The following is a 19873-nucleotide window of genomic DNA, read 5'->3' on the forward strand; positions in this document are numbered from 1 at the left end:
TTTAATTAATTAGCCTGTTTTTATTTTTTACATGAAATTTAAATAAGTTTTTGAAGACCTCACAGTTTTTTAAAACCTGCGAGGTCTAAACTAAATGGTATTATTCTGTAACTACAAATTTCTTATTGGTTCTAAAAATATGTTTCCATTCAGGGCTGTATAACTGCGATCTGTTTTTACGAGCTCCAATAGCATGACCTACTACAATTAATACAGTTCTAGTTTTTTTACTCTCTTTTACAATTTGTGCCAGGTTTTCTAATTTTCCTTGAAATATTTCTTCATCTTTCCAAGAAATTCGATACATCACAGCTACAGGTGTATCGGCATCAAAATGTTCTAATAGTTGTGCTTCTACTTTTTTAGCAATACCAACACTTAAAAAAATACACATGGTTGAATTTGTTGCTGCAAATGCAGAAATACTTTCTTTAGAAGGCATTGGTGTTTTTCCTTCACCACGAGTTAATACAATAGATTGTACTACTTCAGGAATGGTCAATTCTGACTTTAATACGGCTGCTGCTGCACTAAATGAAGAAATACCAGGCACAATAAAATAGTCCATTCCTAATTCATCAAAAATGGTCATTTGTTCTTGAATAGCACCATATAAAGAAGGATCTCCACATTGTAAACGAACAATAGCGTTTCCTTTTTTATAATGCTCTTGCATTAAAGAAACTTGCTCCTCTAAAGTCATCATTGCAGAGTTTCTAACTACGGCTCCTGGTTTACACCAATTCGTCATTTCTTCAGGAATCAAACTTCCAGCATATAACACACAATCGGCTTCTTCTAAATATTGTTTTCCTTTTACGGTTATTAATTCCTCATCACCAGGCCCTGCACCAATAATAGCAACTGCTGTTTTACGAACTACTTCTGCGTTTAAAGCAACCGAAAAAGTGAATTTCTCACTGTTATCTAAATGAATTTTCTGTTTTTCAACAAGCAATTCATTATTTCCAGAAAGTAACATTGCGCAAGATTCTGAAACTCCATTAACACCAATTTTTGATTGCACCATTGCACTTGGGTTAGGTATCGTAACAGTGTTTATTTTATCAGAAGTAAAGGTGCTGAAAGGAATATTGTTAGTCTCACTAAAGTCTAAATAAGCTTGCTGTTCAGCTTTAATATCAATAGAACCAAAGTTTTTGATGGCAGAAAAGTATAATCCTTCAGCAGCTAATTTTGATTTGAATGTTTCTTGAAATAGTTTAAAATCTAATTGCTTAGAACATCCAGAACCAACAGATAGTACTTTCGGAATTAAAAATAAACTAGGGGTTTTTGCTTCGTAAACTTTATAACTTACCGCAATAAATAATTCGAATTGTGTATAATCAATGTCTTTTTCATTATAAAAAACGGTTACAAAATTAGGAACTGTTTTTTCTAAATGCTGTGTGCCTTTATCTTTAATATCTAAAAGTAAAGCCGTTGGTTTGTTATTAACAAACAACGCCATTATTTTATTCGTAGGTACTGAACTTTCTGTTTGCCAGTCAAATTGACTTCCAAGGGTATCTAAAGCCCAAATGTTTTGCACATCACTTGCGGTAGATATTACAGCATTTGCTCCTAATACACTCGCCGTTTTTGATGCAAAATCATTCGCTCCACCTTTATGTCCGCTTAATACAGATTGCACGTTTAAACCTAAATCATCAACAGAAATTACTGCTGGATCGGTATTTTTATCTTGAATATATGGTGCAATTAAGCGTACGCAAATACCCAAGGCTGTTACAAAACAAATACCATCTAGTTTCATGAAATTATCAGCTAAATAGTCAGAAATAGACGTAATAGTTGATACACTTTCATTACTAGACTGTAAAGTAGTTATGACTAATGATTTTGGAAATTCTTTCTGAATAATAAGGGCTTTTTCTATCCCTTTTTCAGTTACTGCTATGATGGCTATTTTTCTCATTTATTTTTGTTCAGCTGTGTGAATGCTAATTTTATTATGTTGGTTTACTTGAATAACACTAGTATTAACGATGTAATTCAATTTTGTAAGTTCTTCTGTAAATATTTTAGAGCTGCTTTCTCTTACAGCGTTGGTAACGAATCGTACTGCTGGATTTAGTTGATGTATTAAATGGAGTACTTCTTTTAAGCGTCCACCATGACCACCAATAAAAACAACATCAGGAATTTTAAAATCATTTAAGTTGAGGTTAAAAAAATCATCAATAATAATGTCAATACCAGGAGTAGAAAAACGTGCTGTATTTTGTTGAATTATAGCTGTGCATTCAGTTCGTTTTTCAAAGGCAACGATTTTTAAATGCGGAAAATGTTGTTTTGCTTCAATAGCAACAGATCCTGTACAAGCTCCTACGTCCCAAAACACCGTTTTATTTTGTAATTCTAAAGAGCTAATAGTACTTAATCGAATTGGCATTTTAGTAATCATGTTTGCTCTATTCGTTAATGGAATAAAGGATGCATCAGGAATACCAAAAGGTTTATGTTTAGGTGCTGTTTGTTTTAATAAAACACAGTTTAAATTATCATGTGTTTTGTCAGAACAAGAAACTAAATCTAGTAGTTCAATATGTTCTTTATCTCCGTCTAAAGCTTCACCAATGGTTATTGAGTAATTATCAAAACCATATTGTAGCATGCGTTTCGCAATTTCGGCAGGTGTTTTTTTGTTATCGGTTAATACGCCAATTAATTCGTTTCTTTTAATTAGTGCTTCATCTAGTGCTGACCAATCTCTACCGTGTATAGACACAGCTTTTAATGTATTGTAGTTCGTTTGTGTTTTATGACATAACAGTTGAATACTATTAAAATAAGGAGTAGCGCTTAATTTAGCATTGGGTAATAAGCGTTGTAACGTATTTCCGAAGCCATAGAAAAAAGGATCACCAGAGGCAAAAACCACAATCGTTGTCGTAATTTTTTTATACTGATTCATCAGCGCATCCATTTTACCTGAAATTTCAATCCAAGTATGGTTTTCGGGTAAAAACGATTTTACCAATTGATAATGTCGTTTTCCACCAGAAAAAACAGCTGCTTCTTTAATTAATTTCAAGACATCATCATTCAATTTCGGACTAGGATGATTGCTAATTCCAATTAAATAAAAATCGATATGTGAATCCGTTTGCTTCATTTATTAATAAGAATCTTTAATTACAACATCGTTTATATTTTTACGCTTTTCCCATTGCAAACGTTCTAACTCTGGGTTTTCATAGAATTTATCTACGTGTCCTAAACATAAATAACCTATCAATTGTCTGTTTTCAGGAGCATTTAAAATGGTTTTAATTTTGTTAGGGTCTAAAATACTTACCCAACCTAAACCAACATTTAAAGCTCTTGCCATTAACCACATATTTTGAATAGCGCATACTACTGAGTAAACACCAGCTTCTTTCATTGTAGTTTGTCCTAAAACAGGATGTTCACTTGGTTTATAAAAAACAGCGATATTTAATGCCGATTCTACAATTCCTTCTAATTTTAATTGTGTGTAGGCATCGGCTTTTTTTCCTTCAAAAAGAGTTTTCGCTTTTTCGTTCTCTTCAAAAAAACTGTCTTTTATTTTATTTCTAATGTTTAAATCTTTAATAACCACAAATTCCCAAGGTTGAGAAAACCCAACAGAAGGTGCGTTTACTCCAGCAAATAGAATTTTATCTAAATCCTTTTGAAGAATAGGTGTATCTATAAAACGATTACCTCTAACATCTCTACGGGCAAGTATTATTTGCTCTAAGGTTTCTATATTTTCTGGAGTGAATTTGTTCATTTCTAAGATTTAAAATAAGTTGAAGCTTCAGGTAACGTAAAAGCTGCATTTGTAATAGCTGCTGCAACATTACTACCACCTCTGTTTCCTTCAATAATTACCCAATCGGTAGTTGCAATTTGTGATAATTGTTCTTTTGATTCTAAAACATTCACAAAACCAACAGGTACACCAATTATACCAACAGGTTTAAAAGCAGTATTGTCTCTTAATTGGTCAACAATTTCGAATAAAGCAGTAGGGGCATTTCCTACTACATATAAAGCATTCGGGTGTTTTTCAATAGCTTTTCTAATACCAGCTTGTGAGCGGGTAATATCTGCTGATTTAGCTAGCGCTTGTGCTTCTTCATCATTTAATAAACAATGAATTTGGTTTCCGTATTCTTTTATAAAAGCTTTTGTAATACCTGCTTTTACCATGGTAACATCAGTAACAATTTCTCCACCATTTTTAAGATGCGTATGCCAGTTTTCAATAGCATTCGGTGTTGCTGAATAATGATTAAAATCTTCTAAAATTCCTGTCGTATGAATAACTCTCGTTACTGCCCATTTATCAGGAATAGAAAAAGGAATTTCTTTAATATGATCGGTAACAATTCTAAAACTTTCTTGTTGAATTTCTTTACCTGTATGTGGTTTTCTGTTAAGGTAACCTCTAGGAGTAACCAAATAATCTTTAAAACGATAGGTTTGCGAGTTTCCAATCATTACCAAACAAAACATATCTACATCTTCAGGGTTAAATTCTCCTAAAGTGGTAATCTTAAGTTCTTCTTCGGGTCTTGTTACATGTCTTATAATTGCAACAGAGGTAGCAGGTGAGCGTTCTGTTAAAAATATTTTTTGCAACCTACCTAATTGCCAATGTCTTTTTTTACTTTTTGGGTTGTATAAACTGGTTACAAAATCACCCATGGCAGCAGCTTTAATTCTCTGCTCGATTATGTTCCAAGGTGTCATTAAATCAGACAATGAAATGCAGCAAAAATCATGACCTAACGGTGCACCTAATTTACTGCCAGCAGCTAAAAATGCTGAAACACCAGGAAGTGTTTCTAATTCAATAGCATCATCATTTCCTTTAGATACCACTTCATAAACAATGGCAGCCATGGCGTAAATACTAGCATCACCAGAACCAATAACCACTACATATTTATCTTCTTTTGCTTTCTCAACAGCTTTATGAGCTCTTGCTTCTTCTTTACCTAAAGGCATCGAAATAAGTTCAGCACCTTCTTTAAAAAGTGATGCTCCAAATTGAAAATAATAATCGTAACCAATAACTACATCTGCTTTTTCTAAAGCATTTTTAACTACGGGCAACATATAATTGATATCTCCAGGACCTAGGCCTGCTACGGTTATTTTCATTTGTTTATTTTTTTAATAATCATAAGAGAAAAATAAGGTGTTTCTCTTACACTGGCAGTACTCCAGTTATTCGTTATAAATTGTTTATTCGTTCCTAAGCGTTCGGCATAAGTAACGTTATGTTTTTGAGTATCGATTACAGCGGTAATTATGTCAACAACCGATATAATTTTCATTAATACTACAGTATCGAAATTAGCAATAGCCTCTTCTAGTTCTTCTTTGGTTTGTATGCGAGGAATTACAACTACTTTTTCGTTTTGTAAACACAATGGTATTTTACTTTCAGATGCTAAATGCAAGTAAGAGCTAATACCCGGAATTAAATTGATACTTAAGTTATGTGCTTGTATTTTTTCTAACAGATAAGAAAAAGAGCTAAACGTACTAATGTCTCCTTCGCTAACAATTGCTATAGATAATCCTTTATTGTAGTCAGAAAGTATTTGTTGAAAGGTTGTTTCATAAATAACCTTTGCTTGCGCTCTTTCTAAATCCATTTTTAAATAAAACCCTTCGAGTTTTTGTGAATCTAAATTATAGTTATCTAAAATTGAGCGTGAATAACTAGCTTTTCTGCCATCTTTAAATAAAGAGCCAGGGTAATATATTTTAGCTGCGTTTTGTAAAGTTTTTAACCCTTTTAAGGTAATTAAATCAGGATCACCAGGTCCTAAAGAAACGCCGTATATTGTACCTTTTGTCATATTCCTAAACCTTTTTTAATTTTAGTAAATACGCTGTTTTTTTGACCAACTTTTTCATCTTCTTCAAACAAAACACCTTTTACACCTAAATGATGGCCGATTTGTTCTTTTCCTACTTCCGATTCTAAACCAACAATTTGTTTTCTGTATTTACACAATTGGCAATTCATATTTGCCGTACCGTTAATGGTCTCATCTAAGCGTTCGTCAAAAGCTTTTAAGATTAACTCATCGCTACCAAAAGCCTTTGTATATACATACTCATAAGGAGATGTTGCACTAAATGTTCGAATTTCATTATAAATACGTTCTAACAGAATTCCTGTAAAAAAGAAAAACGGAATTGCAATCGTACGTTTAAATTCCATTTTACTTGTTAATTCTAAGCTTTTAGTAACTGAAGGATAGGCTGTACCACTATAAGAAACTGTTGTAAACCCAAATCCCATTCCTTCACCTAGCATACAAGCTAGTTTGTGAACATCAGAGTTTGCGTCAGTATCGGTTGTTCCTCTTCCTACAACCATTAAGCACACCTCTTTTCTATCCATCGGTGTATGTTTGCTTTCTTCTTCTAAAACTCTTTTTTGCGCTAATTCTAATAAAAATGAATTCACCCCAAGATGTTTTCCCATTTTTATAGTTAAATCACTATAATAGCTTTGTATGGTATTCATTTCATACGGAATATCATTCTTAGCATGCGAACCCGCAAAAAGAATAATTGGTAACGCATAAATTTCACGAATTCCCTTTTGATACATACGTTCAATAGAAGCTTCGTACACAGGATGATTAAATTCTAAAAAGCCATAATCAACCTCATAATCTGTATAACGGGCTTTTAAAATGGAAACTAATTCTTTAAAAGCATCGGTTCCAGTTTTGGTTCTACTACCGTGTCCGCAAAGTAAAATTCCTTTTTTCATTCTTTTAATTAATTGGTTTTACCCCTATTAAAAATACTACAGGCATTTGTAGCTCTTGTTTTTTTATATCGTTTTCTATGGTTCCTAATGTTGAAGAAAGTAGCACTTCATTTTCTCTTGATACATTTGAAACTGCATTAATTGGAATATCAGGGTTTTTACAAACTTCCATTAATTTAGGAACAATCTTATCCATACTTTTTAAGCCCATATACAAGGCTAATGTGTTACCAGCATTTAGCATTTCAGCAATTCCTTTAAGCTGTGCGGTAGAATAATCGGCAGTATGTGCAGTACAAATTAAAATAGCGTTCGATTGTCTTCTCTCGGTAATAGGAATGTTTACAGAACTCGCAGCGGCTAACGCAGCAGAAATTCCTGGAACCACAGTAAAAGGTAAATTATGCTGTTTTAAAAACCGAACCTCTTCGGCAGCTCTTCCATAAATGTATGGATCTCCAGATTTTACACGAACAACTTTATTCCCTAGTTCACAATGTTTTTTCATTAGTGAATTGATGTTATTCTGACGGGTTTCTTGGTCTTCTTTGTCTCCGTATTTTCTACCTACATAAATATGTTCAGCCTGTGTATTAATCGCTAATATTTCATCTGAAATTAAATTATCATGTAAAATAATATCAGCATTTTCAATAGCGTGAAAAGCTTTTAAGGTTAATAGGTTTTTATTACCAGGCCCACAACCTACAATGGCTATTTCAGGTAAATAATCTTTTGTAAATATCCATTCAGGATTTGAGAATTGATAGGTGAAATTTAGTATTGATTTTGATTTAGAATTATCAACTATTTTATAACTTTCCTTAGAGTTAGTTTCAAAAACAGGCGCAGGCATATTTAATTTAATGGCTGCATTCTCATAAAAATCTTTTCTTTTAGGATGTATATCAGCACAACCGTTAATAATTTCACCAAAACAATCTTTATTTATAATAGTTGCTATTAAGCGAATAACATCTTTTTGATGAATAAGATTAACAGGAACATTAGGGTTTTTTAATTGCTTTTTATTTGCCAAAAATCTCCCAGGATGACGTTTAGGGCCAATTAAACCAGCCAAACGTAAAACGGTTAAGTTGTTACCAAAATGTTGTTGCAATAACTGTTCTGCTTCTATTAGTGCAATACCAGAAGCTTTTTCAGGAATACAGTTTATAGTTTCATTTACAAGGCTATTGGTATTTTGATAAACAGAGGTTGAGCTAACAAAAATTACTTTTGTAGTTTTTGGCGTATGCTTTATAATCTGCTTAATCTGTAGCGGGTGTATTGTTTCAATACTATCAATTCGTTTTGGCGGAAAATTGATAATTAATATTGAAGTATCATGAATAAAAGATTCCCAATCACCTATAATGGTATCAGCTTCAATTTTTATTCTACAATTATGAAAAGAATATTTAGCTAATGATGTTAACCTATCTAAACTAGAAGTACTTCCGTTAACTGTATAGCCACTTTTTTGAAGTTGTAAAGCTAATGGTAAACCTAACCAACCTAAACCTAGTATTGAAATACCTTTTTTCATTGTTATGTTAAATTTAAAATTGCGTTTTTTAACTGTATTTTTCTGCAATATTCCCAGCCTTTATTAGCTATAGAATCGAATGCTATTTTTCCTAAAACTTCACCAAATTTATTTTTAAAACGAATACCAACTTGCTGCGATTCCTTTTTATAAAAATACTCGGTACTCGAAATTTTAGCTTGTTGTAACTCCTTATTATCTTTTGGTACAGCTGCAATAGTTAAAGGAATACAAGTTGTTTTAGTAAATAATTCAAGTGTATGTTTTTTAGAATATTCTAACGACTCAATATCATTAAATTCAATAGAATTTTGATTTGTCATAGTAAGAGTTACCCCATCTGGATTTTCTTTAAGGTATAAGAATAACGGATATAAATACTGATCTGAACTAAACCCTTTGGTAATAAAACACGCACCTAATTCGGTATCATTTTTTAGTTCAAAAGGCTTTGGTGTTATAGGCGCTCTTTCGTTGTTAGAAACTTGCTTATCCCATCCTTTTTTATATAATAATTCAGTTTCTATAGGGCATTCATTATTTAAATGTCCTTTTACGATATGCGTTATTTTTTCGGGGGTTAATTCTTTATACCAAAATTCACCTGGACTTACAATACAGGTGGGGGCATCTTCACATCGACCGTTACATCTCGTTTTAATGGTATGGGTAGTATCCCAAAGCTCATTATTTCTTAAATAAGCTCTAGCCTCTCTAACAACTTTTTCACTACCAGCTTTCTGGCATGATCCTCCGTCGCAAAAGAAAAAAGTATGTGTTGTATTAGCGATGTTTTTACCCATGGTTTAAAAGGAATATGTGAGATTTATTTTTATTGAAAAGGGATGATCTTATCCCAAATATAATGAGGATTAAAGTTGATTATCTTAATGAAAATAGGGTGCCAGTTTTATAGATGTTATTAAAATTCAACTGAATTTTTATATCAGTAATTTCACCTTTTATTGTTTTATTTTGTGCGAATATGGATAGTGAAAAACACATAATCCACAGACTGCGTAAAATCAATTTTTGCATTTAAAAAAGAAATTAAGCAGGCAAGGAAAGAAAATATGAAAAACATAATTTCTAACTCTTTACCCGAGAGTTACTATTATAAATTATTGTAATATTGGCAGGTCTCCTGACTTAGCTTAGCTTTCATTTACCTTCCCATAGTAATTACTACAGTGGTTTTTATTAATGAAGCCTTTTACAAGCTTTACAGTTGCGGGAACAGCTTTGGATTTACACCAAATTCCCTTTTAATTCTATAATTCTAAATTTTACTAAAGAAATAAGAAACCAAAAATCGAAGCGAATATATAGATTTTTTATAACAGGATTGAGTCTATAATTAGTTTTTTCTTCTTTTTACCTCAATACTTTTATAATTTTTATGTTTTCTTTTTTTTAAATGTTTTTTAGTTTTTCGTTTTATAAATTTAATTCCCAGGCCTGTAGCAGTAATACAGGTAATTGTTCCGCCTGTAAGTAAGAAAATCATGATAATATCCCATAACGGACGATTTTTTGAAAGAAACGAAAAATCTAAACTATGTAAACCATGATATAACCATCTTTCTGTTCTGTTTTTCGGAGCAGATTTAAGGAGTACTGTATTGGTTTTCGGATTAATATAATAGTAGTTGCTTTTATTGGTAATAATTTTAATAACAGGCAATGTTTTTATATTTTTCCGATCATAATAATAGGCATCATAGTCGTTAAGTACTATTAATTCCGTTACTTTTTCTTTGGTATTAAAACTGTTTATTTTAGCAATGTATTGCTCGTTTGATGCATTATAATTGATCGAAGTAATACAATGATTTTCAACAGTATCTTTATTGAATTTTTCAATAAAGATATTATCATTAAATAAAGAAAAATGAATCTCTTTAAATTTTGACTTAGAGGCTAGCTCTTTAAAATTAATCCAATCTTTATCTGTAATACTTTTTAGCGTAAAGTTTTGCCCTTGCCAAATACTTTTATCCTGTTGGTTTAAAGAAGAGCTAGGCACCCAATTAAAAGGAGTCATACTCATAAAACCACTAAATACCCATGTGCAAATAAACAAGCCAAAACCTAAACCAAAATAATAATGCAGATTATACCATATATTTTTAAACCTTTTAAAATTTGCTTTGGGTTTCTTTTTATAGCGTATTAAGCCTGTAACAATTCCGGTAAGCGTCATTAACAAACCAAATGCGGCCAACCATAAAATAAGTTGTTGCCAAAAATAACTATGTATACGTATATCTTTAAAATAAAGCCAATGTGGTATGGCACCAACCCATGCCCAAAACCGATCACCAGAAGTTGTAATATTTAAAACCTCACCAGTAAGAGAAGATATATGAACCCATGTGTTTTCTTGGTTTTTAAACTTTACTTTATAAACAGGCAAATGTTTAATAAATCTAGATTTAGGAATCCATTGATCTACTTCATTAATAATAGTAACCTCGGCTATGTACTTTAAATTGGTAGCGTTTTTCGCAATGCCTAAGGCTTTATTTTTAGTAAGATTTATAAGTTTTCCATCCTTCGCATATCTCGAAATAACTTTACCCGAAGCAGTTTCTACATGATAAACAATGTTGTTAAGAATACTATTAATTCTTAGTTTGTGTATTGTTTTTAAGGTGTCTTGCTTAAATACAGCAGCAGGTGTTAGTATTTTTTTAGTAGTTAAACTTGTTTCTTTTTTACGCTGTATTTTCTCTTCTTTACCTAAAAAAGGAAAACTTTTATACATCATTACAAACCCTGAAAGAAACCAAACAAGGAATAGCATAAAAAATAAAGTGCCTAAGTAATGATGTATAGATATAAGTTTTTTCAAGGGGACTTAAAATTTATAACTTACGTTTACTTTAAAGTTTCTCTCAGCACCAGGGAAAAACTGATAATCATAAATAGCATCAGTAAAATATAACTTATTGGTAATGTTATTTATATTTAAACCTACTCGGACATTATTTTTTTGATAATAAACAGCACCATCTAGTAATAAGTATGAAGGCAATGTAAATGAGTTACTAGAGTTCGTATAATTATTACTGGTATAATTACCACCAATACCAAAACCTAAACCTTCTTTTAGCTCATAGTTTAGCCACATATTTGCCAAATGTTTTGGCGCAAAAGGTAATGCATTACCTTCTTTTTTTGTTTGTGAATCGCTTGCATCATAAGCACGTATTTTAGCTTCAGTAAAAGCGTATCCAGCTTTTATGTATATGTTTTTTAGTGGAGTATATGCTAAATCAAACTCTATTCCTTTAGAGTCAGCCTCTCCAATTTGGTGGTATTCATTAACCTTATTTCTTTCTACGATATTGTGTTTTAAAATATAAAAGCTCGATAAAGTAATGTTTAGTTTATTCAGTTTTTCATATTTAATACCACCTTCTATTTGATATCCTTTTTCAGGATCAAAAATTTGACTACTTGGTGATATCGTTCTAGAAGGTTTAAAGTAGTTTGAGTATGATGAGAAAACACTAAAGTTTTTAAAAGGTTTATATACCAAACCAGCTCTATAACTAAATGCAGTTGAAGGAATTTCTGTTTTTTTACCTTCTTCAATTAAAACCCTATCTGCATTAATTTTATCAGTAGCATAGCTTCCTTCAAAAATATCATAACGAATACCAACTAAAACTTTAAGTTGATTAGAAATATCTGACCAGTTTTGCCAATAAAAACCACTGTTAAACTCATCTCTTATTTGCACTTTCTCATCAATAGTTTCTATATGTCCTTGATTTAGAATCGGATTTATTACTGAAATAGTAGTTTTTGTACCTGGGCCAATTACACTTCCTCTAAATGATTTTCTATCTAAAAAAGTAATAGAATTACCAAAAATAGATTTGTGCTTTATTTTACCTGTCTTAAACTGATAACTTACATCTAATTGATTCTGAATTGTATTGGTTGTATGGTTAAAGTAAAAAGGAAACCCTCTAGTTATCGAATCTTTAGCAATATTAAAAAATAACCATTCTGTAGATAGATAATTTATATCATCATCAGACCACGATAAATTATTGTTTAATTTTACCTTATCATTAAATTTATGCTTATATTTAATCTGTAAATCAAAACGTTTGTGCTTTAAATAATCTTGCGGATCGTTATACCTTGTTTTAGGATCCATTCCTGCAACAATATCTCCATTATCATCAACCGGAATACCTGTATCGGTATCGTATACATCGTTATTTGTTTGAAAAGATAGCTCTAAGAAATCCTTTTCAGAAGGCGTATAATTAAGCGTAAAAGAAGCATTGTTGGTATTTACACCATAATATCTCCAACCGCTAGATTTAGTAAGTCCAAAATCGACTCTATATTTTAATTTTTCATTAATTGGCCCGCCCATACCTGCAGACATTTCATAGGTGTCAAAAGAACCATAAGTAGCACTAAACTCTCCAGAAAAAGTATCGGTTGGTTTTTTTCGCACTATATTTATAATACCACCCAAAGCAGAGTGCCCAAACATAACACCAGCAGGACCTTTAAGCACTTCAATATGGCTAACATTTGCTAAGTTGGTACTAGGCGCACTTGTTGAAAGGTTATGACGTTCGTCCCTTACTCCATCATTTAATAATACAAAATTATTAAAACCTCTAATTCTAAATGTTTGAAAACCACCATACCTATTTATAGGTCTAACCCCAGTAGCACTTTTAACAGCACTCCCTAAATCATTAGAATTTCTAAGTTTAATTAATTTAGAACTTACATTATTTGTTGTTAACGGAGCGTCTAAGTTTTTTATTTGAAGCTTATTTAATGCAGTACTTTTTTTTCTTTTAGAAGAAATAGTTACATCTTTCAGTTCAAAAGATGTTGGCTGTAAATACACCACGGCTGGTAAGTTTTTAAGTAATACATTTACTGATTTATAACCTATGTATGAAATATTAATTTTATCGTTTGGCTTTCCTGTAATTTTAAAAAAACCGTTTGTATTTGAGGTTGTTCCTTTTTTAGAATTTTTATTTAGGATAGATGAAAACTGAATAGGGTGATTGTTTTGTTTATTTAAAAGTTGAACAGATTTTGTTTTCTGCGCAATTAATAAACTGGTAGTAAGTAAAAAAAAGAATACAAATTTTAATTTCATTTTGTTTCATTTGTTCAGAAATTAAAATATAGGAGTAAGAAGCCTATAAAAAATAGGCCATCGAACACGTTAACTTTTATTCCCGAAAGTTTAAATTATGTTTTTGATTTAGGCAGGTCTCCTGACTTAACTTAGCGTTCATTTACCTTCCCATAGTTTTAACTACAGTGGTTTTTATTAATGAAGCCTTTAATAAGCTTTACAGTTGCGGGAACAGTTTTGGATTTACACCAAATTCCCTTTTAATTCTTATGCTAAATGTTACAAGAGCATAAAAAACCAAAAATCGTGGCGAATATATAGTATTTTATTATACGATAGTTTCTAAAATAAGTTTTTTTCTTATGGAAGCAGAAGTTTTTGGCAGCATAATAATTTCGAATCCTTTTTTGATATACTGTGCTAGTAGCGCTTTTTCTAGGGTTAAACAATACTCAAATTCTTGTAATCTTTGAGCGTCTTTACAGTAAATATCAAACCAAGTAGGGGCAAAAAACACTTTTTTATGATACACCTCTTTATAAGGAAACTCTTGTAAATACTTGGGCGTTGGTTTGTTTGCTACGGTTAAATAGGCTTCTAAATCTAGTAACGATCTATCACAAATTTGGGTGCTTATATTTAATAACTCTTTACTCGTTAGTTTAAAAACCAATTCTGTAAAACGATTAATATCTTCCCAAGGCATTCCGTTGCTATTATTTTCTTGCTCATTAATAATAACCCTTCTAGAAACTTCATCCATACAAGGAATTGTATCTTTTAAAAGATTTATTAAAGTCGTTTTTCCAGTACCAGGAGCACCGGTAATTACATATTTTTTAGGTAGGTTATGCATAGTTAACTACTAATAGTAAACAAATGATGATAAAAGTAAACAATATACTAGCGGTATAATTAATGGTAGCCACTCTTTTAATTTCTGCGTGTTCAATTTTTCGAGTATTGTTGCCAATAAAAGGTTTGTCTACTAATTTACAATGATAATAATTAGGCCCTCCAAATTTACAGTTTAAAATATAGGCTAAAGCAGCTTCAGGATACCCTGCATTAGGACTACTGTGTTTTTTACCTTCCTTAATAACGAATGGAATACCGTTTATTTTAAATTGAACAACTAACATTAACAAAGCCGTAATTCTTGATGGTATATAATTAACAACATCGTCGAGCTTTGCAGCAAATCGACCAAATAACAGGTATCGGTCATTTTTATACCCAATCATAGAGTCGAAGGTGTTAATCATTTTATACGCCATGGCTCCGGGAACTCCTAAAATTAAAAAGTAAAAAAGTGGAGCAATAACGCCATCGCTTAAATTTTCTGACATGGTTTCAAAAGTAGCTACTCTAATCTGTTGCTCGTTTAATTGATTGGTTTCACGACCAACAATCCACGATAAACGTTTACGACCCGCCGCTAATCCTTCATTTTTTAGGGTATTAAAAACAGCATAGCCTTCTTTTACTAATGTTTTGTTGGCTAGGCAATAAAACAACATAATTACCGAAAAGATAATGGCACTAATTTTAAAATCATTTGCATGTAACCACTCTATAATTAAATAAGGCAGGGTAAAAGAAATGCTAACTAAAATGATGGTTAAAAGCGCCCCTTTTAAAAGCCTGTAATTATTTTTATTAAGCCATTTTTCACCCAAAGAAATACTATTACCAAATAGTATAATAAGGTGCGGGAGTTTTTTCGGATCTCCTAAAAGTAAATCCACCCCAAAAGCAATTACAAGTATGTAAACAGAGGTTAAATCCATGCTTTTAAGGCTGTAATAAGTGTGTCGTTTGCTTCTTTACTTTGTGTTGAAAGCCGAATGAATTCCCCTTCTAAATTATTGAAATTTGTAGCGTCTCTAATTAAAATTTGATGCTTTTCTATTAAATATTCTTTTAATTCTTTTGCTGATGTATGTAGTAATTCAACTAAAAAGTAAGACGTATTACTTTCACAAACTTTTATCCCTTTTAATTGGGCAAGCTCTTTCTTAAAAGTAGTCGTTTCTTCTAATAATAATGAAGCGTTAAATTGAAGTGTTTCGTAATTGTTAAAAATATATTCCCCTGCTCTTATAGCTAATAAATTAACACTCCAAGGCATTTTTAAATTTAAAAGCTTTGTTATGAGTGAAGCGTTTGAAATGACATACCCTAAACGCAATCCGGGAATTGTAAATGTTTTGGTTAATGAACGGACAACTATTAAATTTTTATACTTTTTTGTCAGTGAAACAATTGATTCAATGCTATTAGTAAACTCTATATATGCTTCGTCAATAACAAATATAGTCTCTGGTTTTTGTTGAAGAAAAAGTTCTAATTCACTTTTCGAAAAAATAGCCCCATTTGGATTGTTTGGATTGCATATAAAAATAAGATCTGCGCTCGTATCTTTTATTTCAGCTCTAGAAATCAACTGATACTCTAACTGAAAAATTTTACAAGCATCTTCATATTCCGAAAAAGTAGGTGCTACAATGACTGCTTTTTTATCAGAATATAATTGAGCTATGAGATAAAAAGCTTCTGTTGCGCCATTGGTAAATAAAAACTGTTCGTTATTGAGTTGGAACTTTTTAGCTGCCAATTCATTTAATTCGCTAGCAGTAGGCGATGGATAACTTTGAATTAAATTAATATTCCTCGATATATCATCAAGCAACGCTTCAGGACATCCTTTATAATACACATTAGAGCTAAAGTTGTGCGTAATTTCTCCTTCAATTAAATGAAGATCGTCTCCATGACCGTTTAACATTTTTGTGCGCCGTTTTTTAAAATGGTTGCCATATCTAAATTTTCATCTATCCAGTTTGCTAATTTAGTAAACTGTGTTGCTTTAAATACTTTGTAGTTTTTAGCCTTCGCATTCGGAAATTTTAATTGCAATAACTCTGTAGTTATTTCTTGATTATCGAAAATACCATGTAGGTAGGTTCCCCAACTTTTATTTCCATCAAAATAACCTTCTTCCTTACCATTAATACAGTTTAAATGTTTGTTTTTAGGTACAATGGTCTCCCCCATATGAATCTCGTACCCTTCGCAAAGCTCCTTAATGTCTTTAAACTGAAAATTACGTTGTACCGTTTGTTTTGTTTTAGAAAGTGTTGTTTCAATATCAAATATCCCCAAACCATCTTCCGATTTAATATTACTTTCCACAGAAAAAGGATCTTTCACCACTTTACCTAACATTTGATACCCTCCACAAATTCCGATAACAGGAATGTTCGCATATTGCTTTTTAATAATACTATCTAATCCGTCCTTTTTTAAAGCGATTAAATCTTCAATCGTATTTTTTGTACCCGGAATAATGAGTACATCTGCTTTGTTTAGTTCCTTTGAATCTCTTGTGAAATATAGATTAATTAGTGGCTCTTGTTCTAAAACCTGAAAATCGGTATAATTTGACATATAATGGAGTTTCACCACTGCTATATTTAATTTATTATTCGTTGCAGTTGTTTCCCTACTATTTAATGCAACTGAATCTTCTTCTTCAAGAATAATATCTTTCTCATAGGGTAAAATTCCCAAAACAGGTATGTTTGTGAGCTCTTCTAATTTCTTCTTCCCATCAACAAATAATGCAGTATCTCCTCTAAACTTATTAATAATAATTCCTTTTATAAGTTTTCGTTCCCAGTCTTCTAACAATTCAATAGTACCATATACACTACCAAATACGCCTCCTTTATCGATATCTGCGACTAAATACACACAAGCATTGGCTGCAGCTGCCATTCGCATATTTACAATGTCTCTATGTTTTAAGTTTAATTCGCTAATGCTTCCAGCGCCTTCCATTACAATAGGGTTGTGCTTTGCCGCTAATTGATCAAATGATTTTTTAGCTTCCTCAAAAAGCTGTTTTTTATTGTCTCCTAAAAAATATTCTTTCGCCGTTTGGTCTCCAATTGGTTTACCGTGTAGTACTATCTGCGATTTATTTAACGACGATGGTTTTAACAAAATAGGGTTCATTTCTACAGTTGGCGGAATGCCACATGCTTCTGCTTGTACTGCTTGGGCTCTTCCTATTTCCAAATTATCGGGCGTAGAAAAACTATTTAGCGACATGTTTTGGGCTTTAAACGGAGCAGGCGCATATCCTTTCTGTTTAAGCCACCTACAAATTCCTGTGGTTATCCAGCTCTTTCCAACATCCGATCCAGTACCAACTAACATTATAGGCTGTAGGTTTTGCATTTTATTTTTTTTTTAGAAAAACAAAAATATTGAATAATATATACTTTGTTTGGGGTTTATAGTGAAAATTATTAAGAATACCTTTTTACGATTTTTTAATGTTTGAGAAGTATCGTTTTAGTGAGGTAAATTAGATAATAGGATAAATTAAACAGGTAACAATTTAGTTACCTAACTTTATTTTTTCATGTTTTAATATTACTTATAATGTTCTTAAAAAGAACAGCTTTATTAGTTGCTTAAACACGCAACTATCCATACACAAAACCTTTGTAAGTCATTTGACAAATGAATTTTTCTAAAATAGGTTGACTAAAAATTAAACCTTTAATTATAGTCACTTATGAAAACACAAAATGAACACTGGCGAAAAAAAAGCTATCAAAAAGCAACTTTAGAAACAAAAATTTTAGTCGTTGACCAAATACTTAGCGGGCAGATATCCAATAATCAAGCTTCTAAAAAATATGACATTCCCAGAACTACTATTTCCTATTGGTTAAGAAAATACATTACTTTAGTGCAACAAAATACGGGTATGAGTAAAAACGATGAGATTAAAAGGTTAAAGGAAAAGATTGAAGAACTTGAGTTTCAAAAAGACTTCCAACAAGACATTATCGCGGATATGGAACTCATTACAGGCGTCGATATGTCAAAAAAGTCATTGCCCATAACATTAGCAAAAGAGATAGCGCTAAAGAAAAAACAGCGTATAAGAGAAAATGGCTCTATGGATGTTTTTGGATATCTAAACAAGCCTTCTACAAAAGACTCAAAGCTCAACAAAGACAACAAATAGAGCGTCAAGAACTAATTAAAATGGTCAAGGAATACCGTAAAAAAGTAGGCTCGAAAACCGGTGGAATTAAGCTATACACAGAACTAAAACAAGACTTTGTAAACGCTAATATTAAGATCGGTAGAAACAAGTTCTATCGCTTCCTAAGACTAAATAATCTTTTGATTCCTAAACGGAAGAACTACATAACCACAACAAACTCAAACCATATATACAAAAAATATAAGAACCTTGTAAAAAATTACGTTCCTAATCGACCAGAACAACTATGGGTAAGCGATATCACTTATATTAAAACACAATACGGCCATAATTATTTAGCCATTGTTACAGACGCGTATTCTAAACAAATTATGTGCTACAAACTCGATAACCATATGAGAACATCACTTTGTACTGATGCGCTCACTATAGCTATTAAAAACAGAAAATACCCCCAAAAAAAACTAATTTATCATTCTGACAGAGGATTTCAATACTGCAATCCTAAGTATACCGCTTTTGCCGAAGACAACAATATCATAATGAGTATGACTGAACAATACGACCCATATGAAAATACTGTAGCAGAACGAATTAACAGAACATTGAAATACGAATATGGACTAAAACAAACTATTAAAAATACAGAATTAGCGCAAAAAATGACTGAGCAAACGGTCTTCATTTATAACAATTTAAGAACGTATTTTAGCCTAGAATTAAGAAAACCTGCAGAAGTACATTTAAATCCTAATATAAAGTACAAATCGTATCGAAAAAATAAACTAAATTTACCTGAACTTAAAATTTAATAACAAACCTAGTTCAAATGTTTTTTTACCTTCTAAACGGCTAAAAAAAATCTTTTGAACCGTATAAATTATACCTAAAAAAGGTCAACCTATATCAGTATAATAAAAAACTAGTTGAATCTAACAAAGGTCAAAATAATTTTGGCTTAATGTTGCGGAATCTCAATGGCAATATAAATATCTTGAACCAAAGTGTTTAACCGGATCAAAGATAATATCAAATCTGGAAAGGATTTCTCTCAGAGAACTATCAAAAAATTAATCTTTTATGATAATTGTTAGTATAATCAATCCTTCTACTATTATAAAATAGCATTAGAATAATTAATAGCAGCTATTCACGCTTTCCACACTCGCTTTTTTTGATTTTTTTAGTAAAACCAAAAAAGAGCTCAAACAAATGCTTCAATCGTGGCTAAGGCTATCAATGTATAATTCGTATATCTAAAGCTTATTTGCTTACTTTATACCTCTCCATTTCCTTTTTTTATTCACCTTTTGTCTTTTACCCAATTTCATTTCGATTTAAAGCAAAAAAAACCTCAATCTA

At 31.5% G+C, this 19873-nt stretch carries 16 protein-coding genes and 2 riboswitches; of the genes, 2 read left to right on the forward strand and 14 right to left on the reverse strand.

Translation table 11 applies throughout. The features are described 5' to 3' along the window. Nucleotides 1–100 precede the first annotated feature (100 nt). From cobM to BA195_RS13905, 14 genes are all read right to left on the reverse strand, one after another. A complete protein-coding gene (gene cobM / locus BA195_RS13840; RefSeq protein WP_068706469.1) occupies nucleotides 101–1942 on the reverse strand; it encodes a precorrin-4 C(11)-methyltransferase in 1842 nt (613 codons plus the stop codon). Then, on the reverse strand, nucleotides 1943–3142 hold the full coding sequence (cbiE, locus tag BA195_RS13845; RefSeq protein WP_084443233.1) for a precorrin-6y C5,15-methyltransferase (decarboxylating) subunit CbiE: 1200 nt from the start codon (nucleotides 3140–3142) through the stop codon (nucleotides 1943–1945). It abuts the gene before it with no gap. Between the two features lie 3 nt (nucleotides 3143–3145). Then, nucleotides 3146–3784: a 5,6-dimethylbenzimidazole synthase gene (gene bluB, locus BA195_RS13850; protein ID WP_068706471.1), complete on the reverse strand. Its 639-nt coding sequence runs from the start codon at nucleotides 3782–3784 to the stop codon at nucleotides 3146–3148. Nucleotides 3785–3786: 2 nt separating this feature from the next. Further along, on the reverse strand, nucleotides 3787–5163 hold the full coding sequence (cobJ, locus tag BA195_RS13855; protein WP_068706473.1) for a precorrin-3B C(17)-methyltransferase: 1377 nt from the start codon (nucleotides 5161–5163) through the stop codon (nucleotides 3787–3789). After that, nucleotides 5160–5870 (reverse strand): precorrin-2 C(20)-methyltransferase, encoded by a 711-nt coding sequence (gene cobI / locus BA195_RS13860; protein ID WP_068706475.1) that lies wholly within the window; start codon nucleotides 5868–5870, stop codon nucleotides 5160–5162. The genes cobJ and cobI overlap by 4 nt, the downstream gene beginning before the upstream one ends. Further along, complete coding sequence (locus BA195_RS13865; protein ID WP_068706477.1) at nucleotides 5867–6799, reverse strand: sirohydrochlorin chelatase; 933 nt, start codon at nucleotides 6797–6799, stop codon at nucleotides 5867–5869. The genes cobI and BA195_RS13865 overlap by 4 nt, the downstream gene beginning before the upstream one ends. Nucleotides 6800–6803: 4 nt before the next feature. Next, nucleotides 6804–8348 carry a uroporphyrinogen-III C-methyltransferase gene (gene cobA, locus BA195_RS13870; RefSeq protein ID WP_141677726.1) on the reverse strand — a complete coding sequence of 515 codons (1545 nt, stop codon included), beginning with the start codon at nucleotides 8346–8348 and terminating at the stop codon, nucleotides 6804–6806. Nucleotides 8349–8350: 2 nt separating this feature from the next. Next, nucleotides 8351–9151, reverse strand: coding sequence for a (2Fe-2S) ferredoxin domain-containing protein (locus BA195_RS13875; protein ID WP_068706481.1), 801 nt, complete (start codon nucleotides 9149–9151; stop codon nucleotides 8351–8353). Between the two features lie 314 nt (nucleotides 9152–9465). Continuing rightward, nucleotides 9466–9673, reverse strand: a riboswitch (cobalamin riboswitch). A gap of 32 nt (nucleotides 9674–9705) precedes the next feature. After that, nucleotides 9706–11118 carry a hypothetical protein gene (locus BA195_RS13880; RefSeq protein ID WP_068706483.1) on the reverse strand — a complete coding sequence of 471 codons (1413 nt, stop codon included), beginning with the start codon at nucleotides 11116–11118 and terminating at the stop codon, nucleotides 9706–9708. A 90-nt stretch (nucleotides 11119–11208) separates the two neighbouring features. Continuing rightward, nucleotides 11209–13500 carry a TonB-dependent siderophore receptor gene (locus BA195_RS13885; RefSeq protein WP_068706485.1) on the reverse strand — a complete coding sequence of 764 codons (2292 nt, stop codon included), beginning with the start codon at nucleotides 13498–13500 and terminating at the stop codon, nucleotides 11209–11211. Nucleotides 13501–13594: 94 nt separating this feature from the next. Then, a riboswitch (cobalamin riboswitch) is annotated at nucleotides 13595–13799 on the reverse strand. A gap of 11 nt (nucleotides 13800–13810) precedes the next feature. Beyond that, nucleotides 13811–14338 (reverse strand): AAA family ATPase, encoded by a 528-nt coding sequence (locus BA195_RS13890; protein ID WP_068706487.1) that lies wholly within the window; start codon nucleotides 14336–14338, stop codon nucleotides 13811–13813. After that, nucleotides 14331–15272, reverse strand: coding sequence for an adenosylcobinamide-phosphate synthase CbiB (gene cbiB / locus BA195_RS13895; protein WP_068706489.1), 942 nt, complete (start codon nucleotides 15270–15272; stop codon nucleotides 14331–14333). The genes BA195_RS13890 and cbiB overlap by 8 nt, the downstream gene beginning before the upstream one ends. After that, on the reverse strand, nucleotides 15263–16270 hold the full coding sequence (locus BA195_RS13900; protein WP_068706491.1) for a pyridoxal phosphate-dependent aminotransferase: 1008 nt from the start codon (nucleotides 16268–16270) through the stop codon (nucleotides 15263–15265). The genes cbiB and BA195_RS13900 overlap by 10 nt, the downstream gene beginning before the upstream one ends. Further along, nucleotides 16264–17727 (reverse strand): cobyric acid synthase, encoded by a 1464-nt coding sequence (locus BA195_RS13905; RefSeq protein ID WP_068706493.1) that lies wholly within the window; start codon nucleotides 17725–17727, stop codon nucleotides 16264–16266. Before BA195_RS13905 ends, BA195_RS13900 begins: the two co-directional genes overlap by 7 nt. 343 nt (nucleotides 17728–18070) lie before the next feature. Here BA195_RS13905 and BA195_RS13910 point away from each other — a divergent pair, with 343 nt between their 5' ends. Together BA195_RS13910 and BA195_RS13915 are read left to right on the forward strand one after the other, a co-directional pair. Beyond that, a complete protein-coding gene (locus tag BA195_RS13910; RefSeq protein ID WP_068706495.1) occupies nucleotides 18071–18529 on the forward strand; it encodes a helix-turn-helix domain-containing protein in 459 nt (152 codons plus the stop codon). After that, nucleotides 18475–19323 (forward strand): IS3 family transposase, encoded by an 849-nt coding sequence (locus BA195_RS13915; protein ID WP_068706497.1) that lies wholly within the window; start codon nucleotides 18475–18477, stop codon nucleotides 19321–19323. Before BA195_RS13910 ends, BA195_RS13915 begins: the two co-directional genes overlap by 55 nt. Nucleotides 19324–19873: the final 550 nt, after the last annotated feature.

Origin of the sequence: Tenacibaculum soleae, assembly GCF_001693415.1 — a bacterium.
In the GTDB taxonomy this organism is placed as follows: domain Bacteria; phylum Bacteroidota; class Bacteroidia; order Flavobacteriales; family Flavobacteriaceae; genus Polaribacter; species Polaribacter soleae.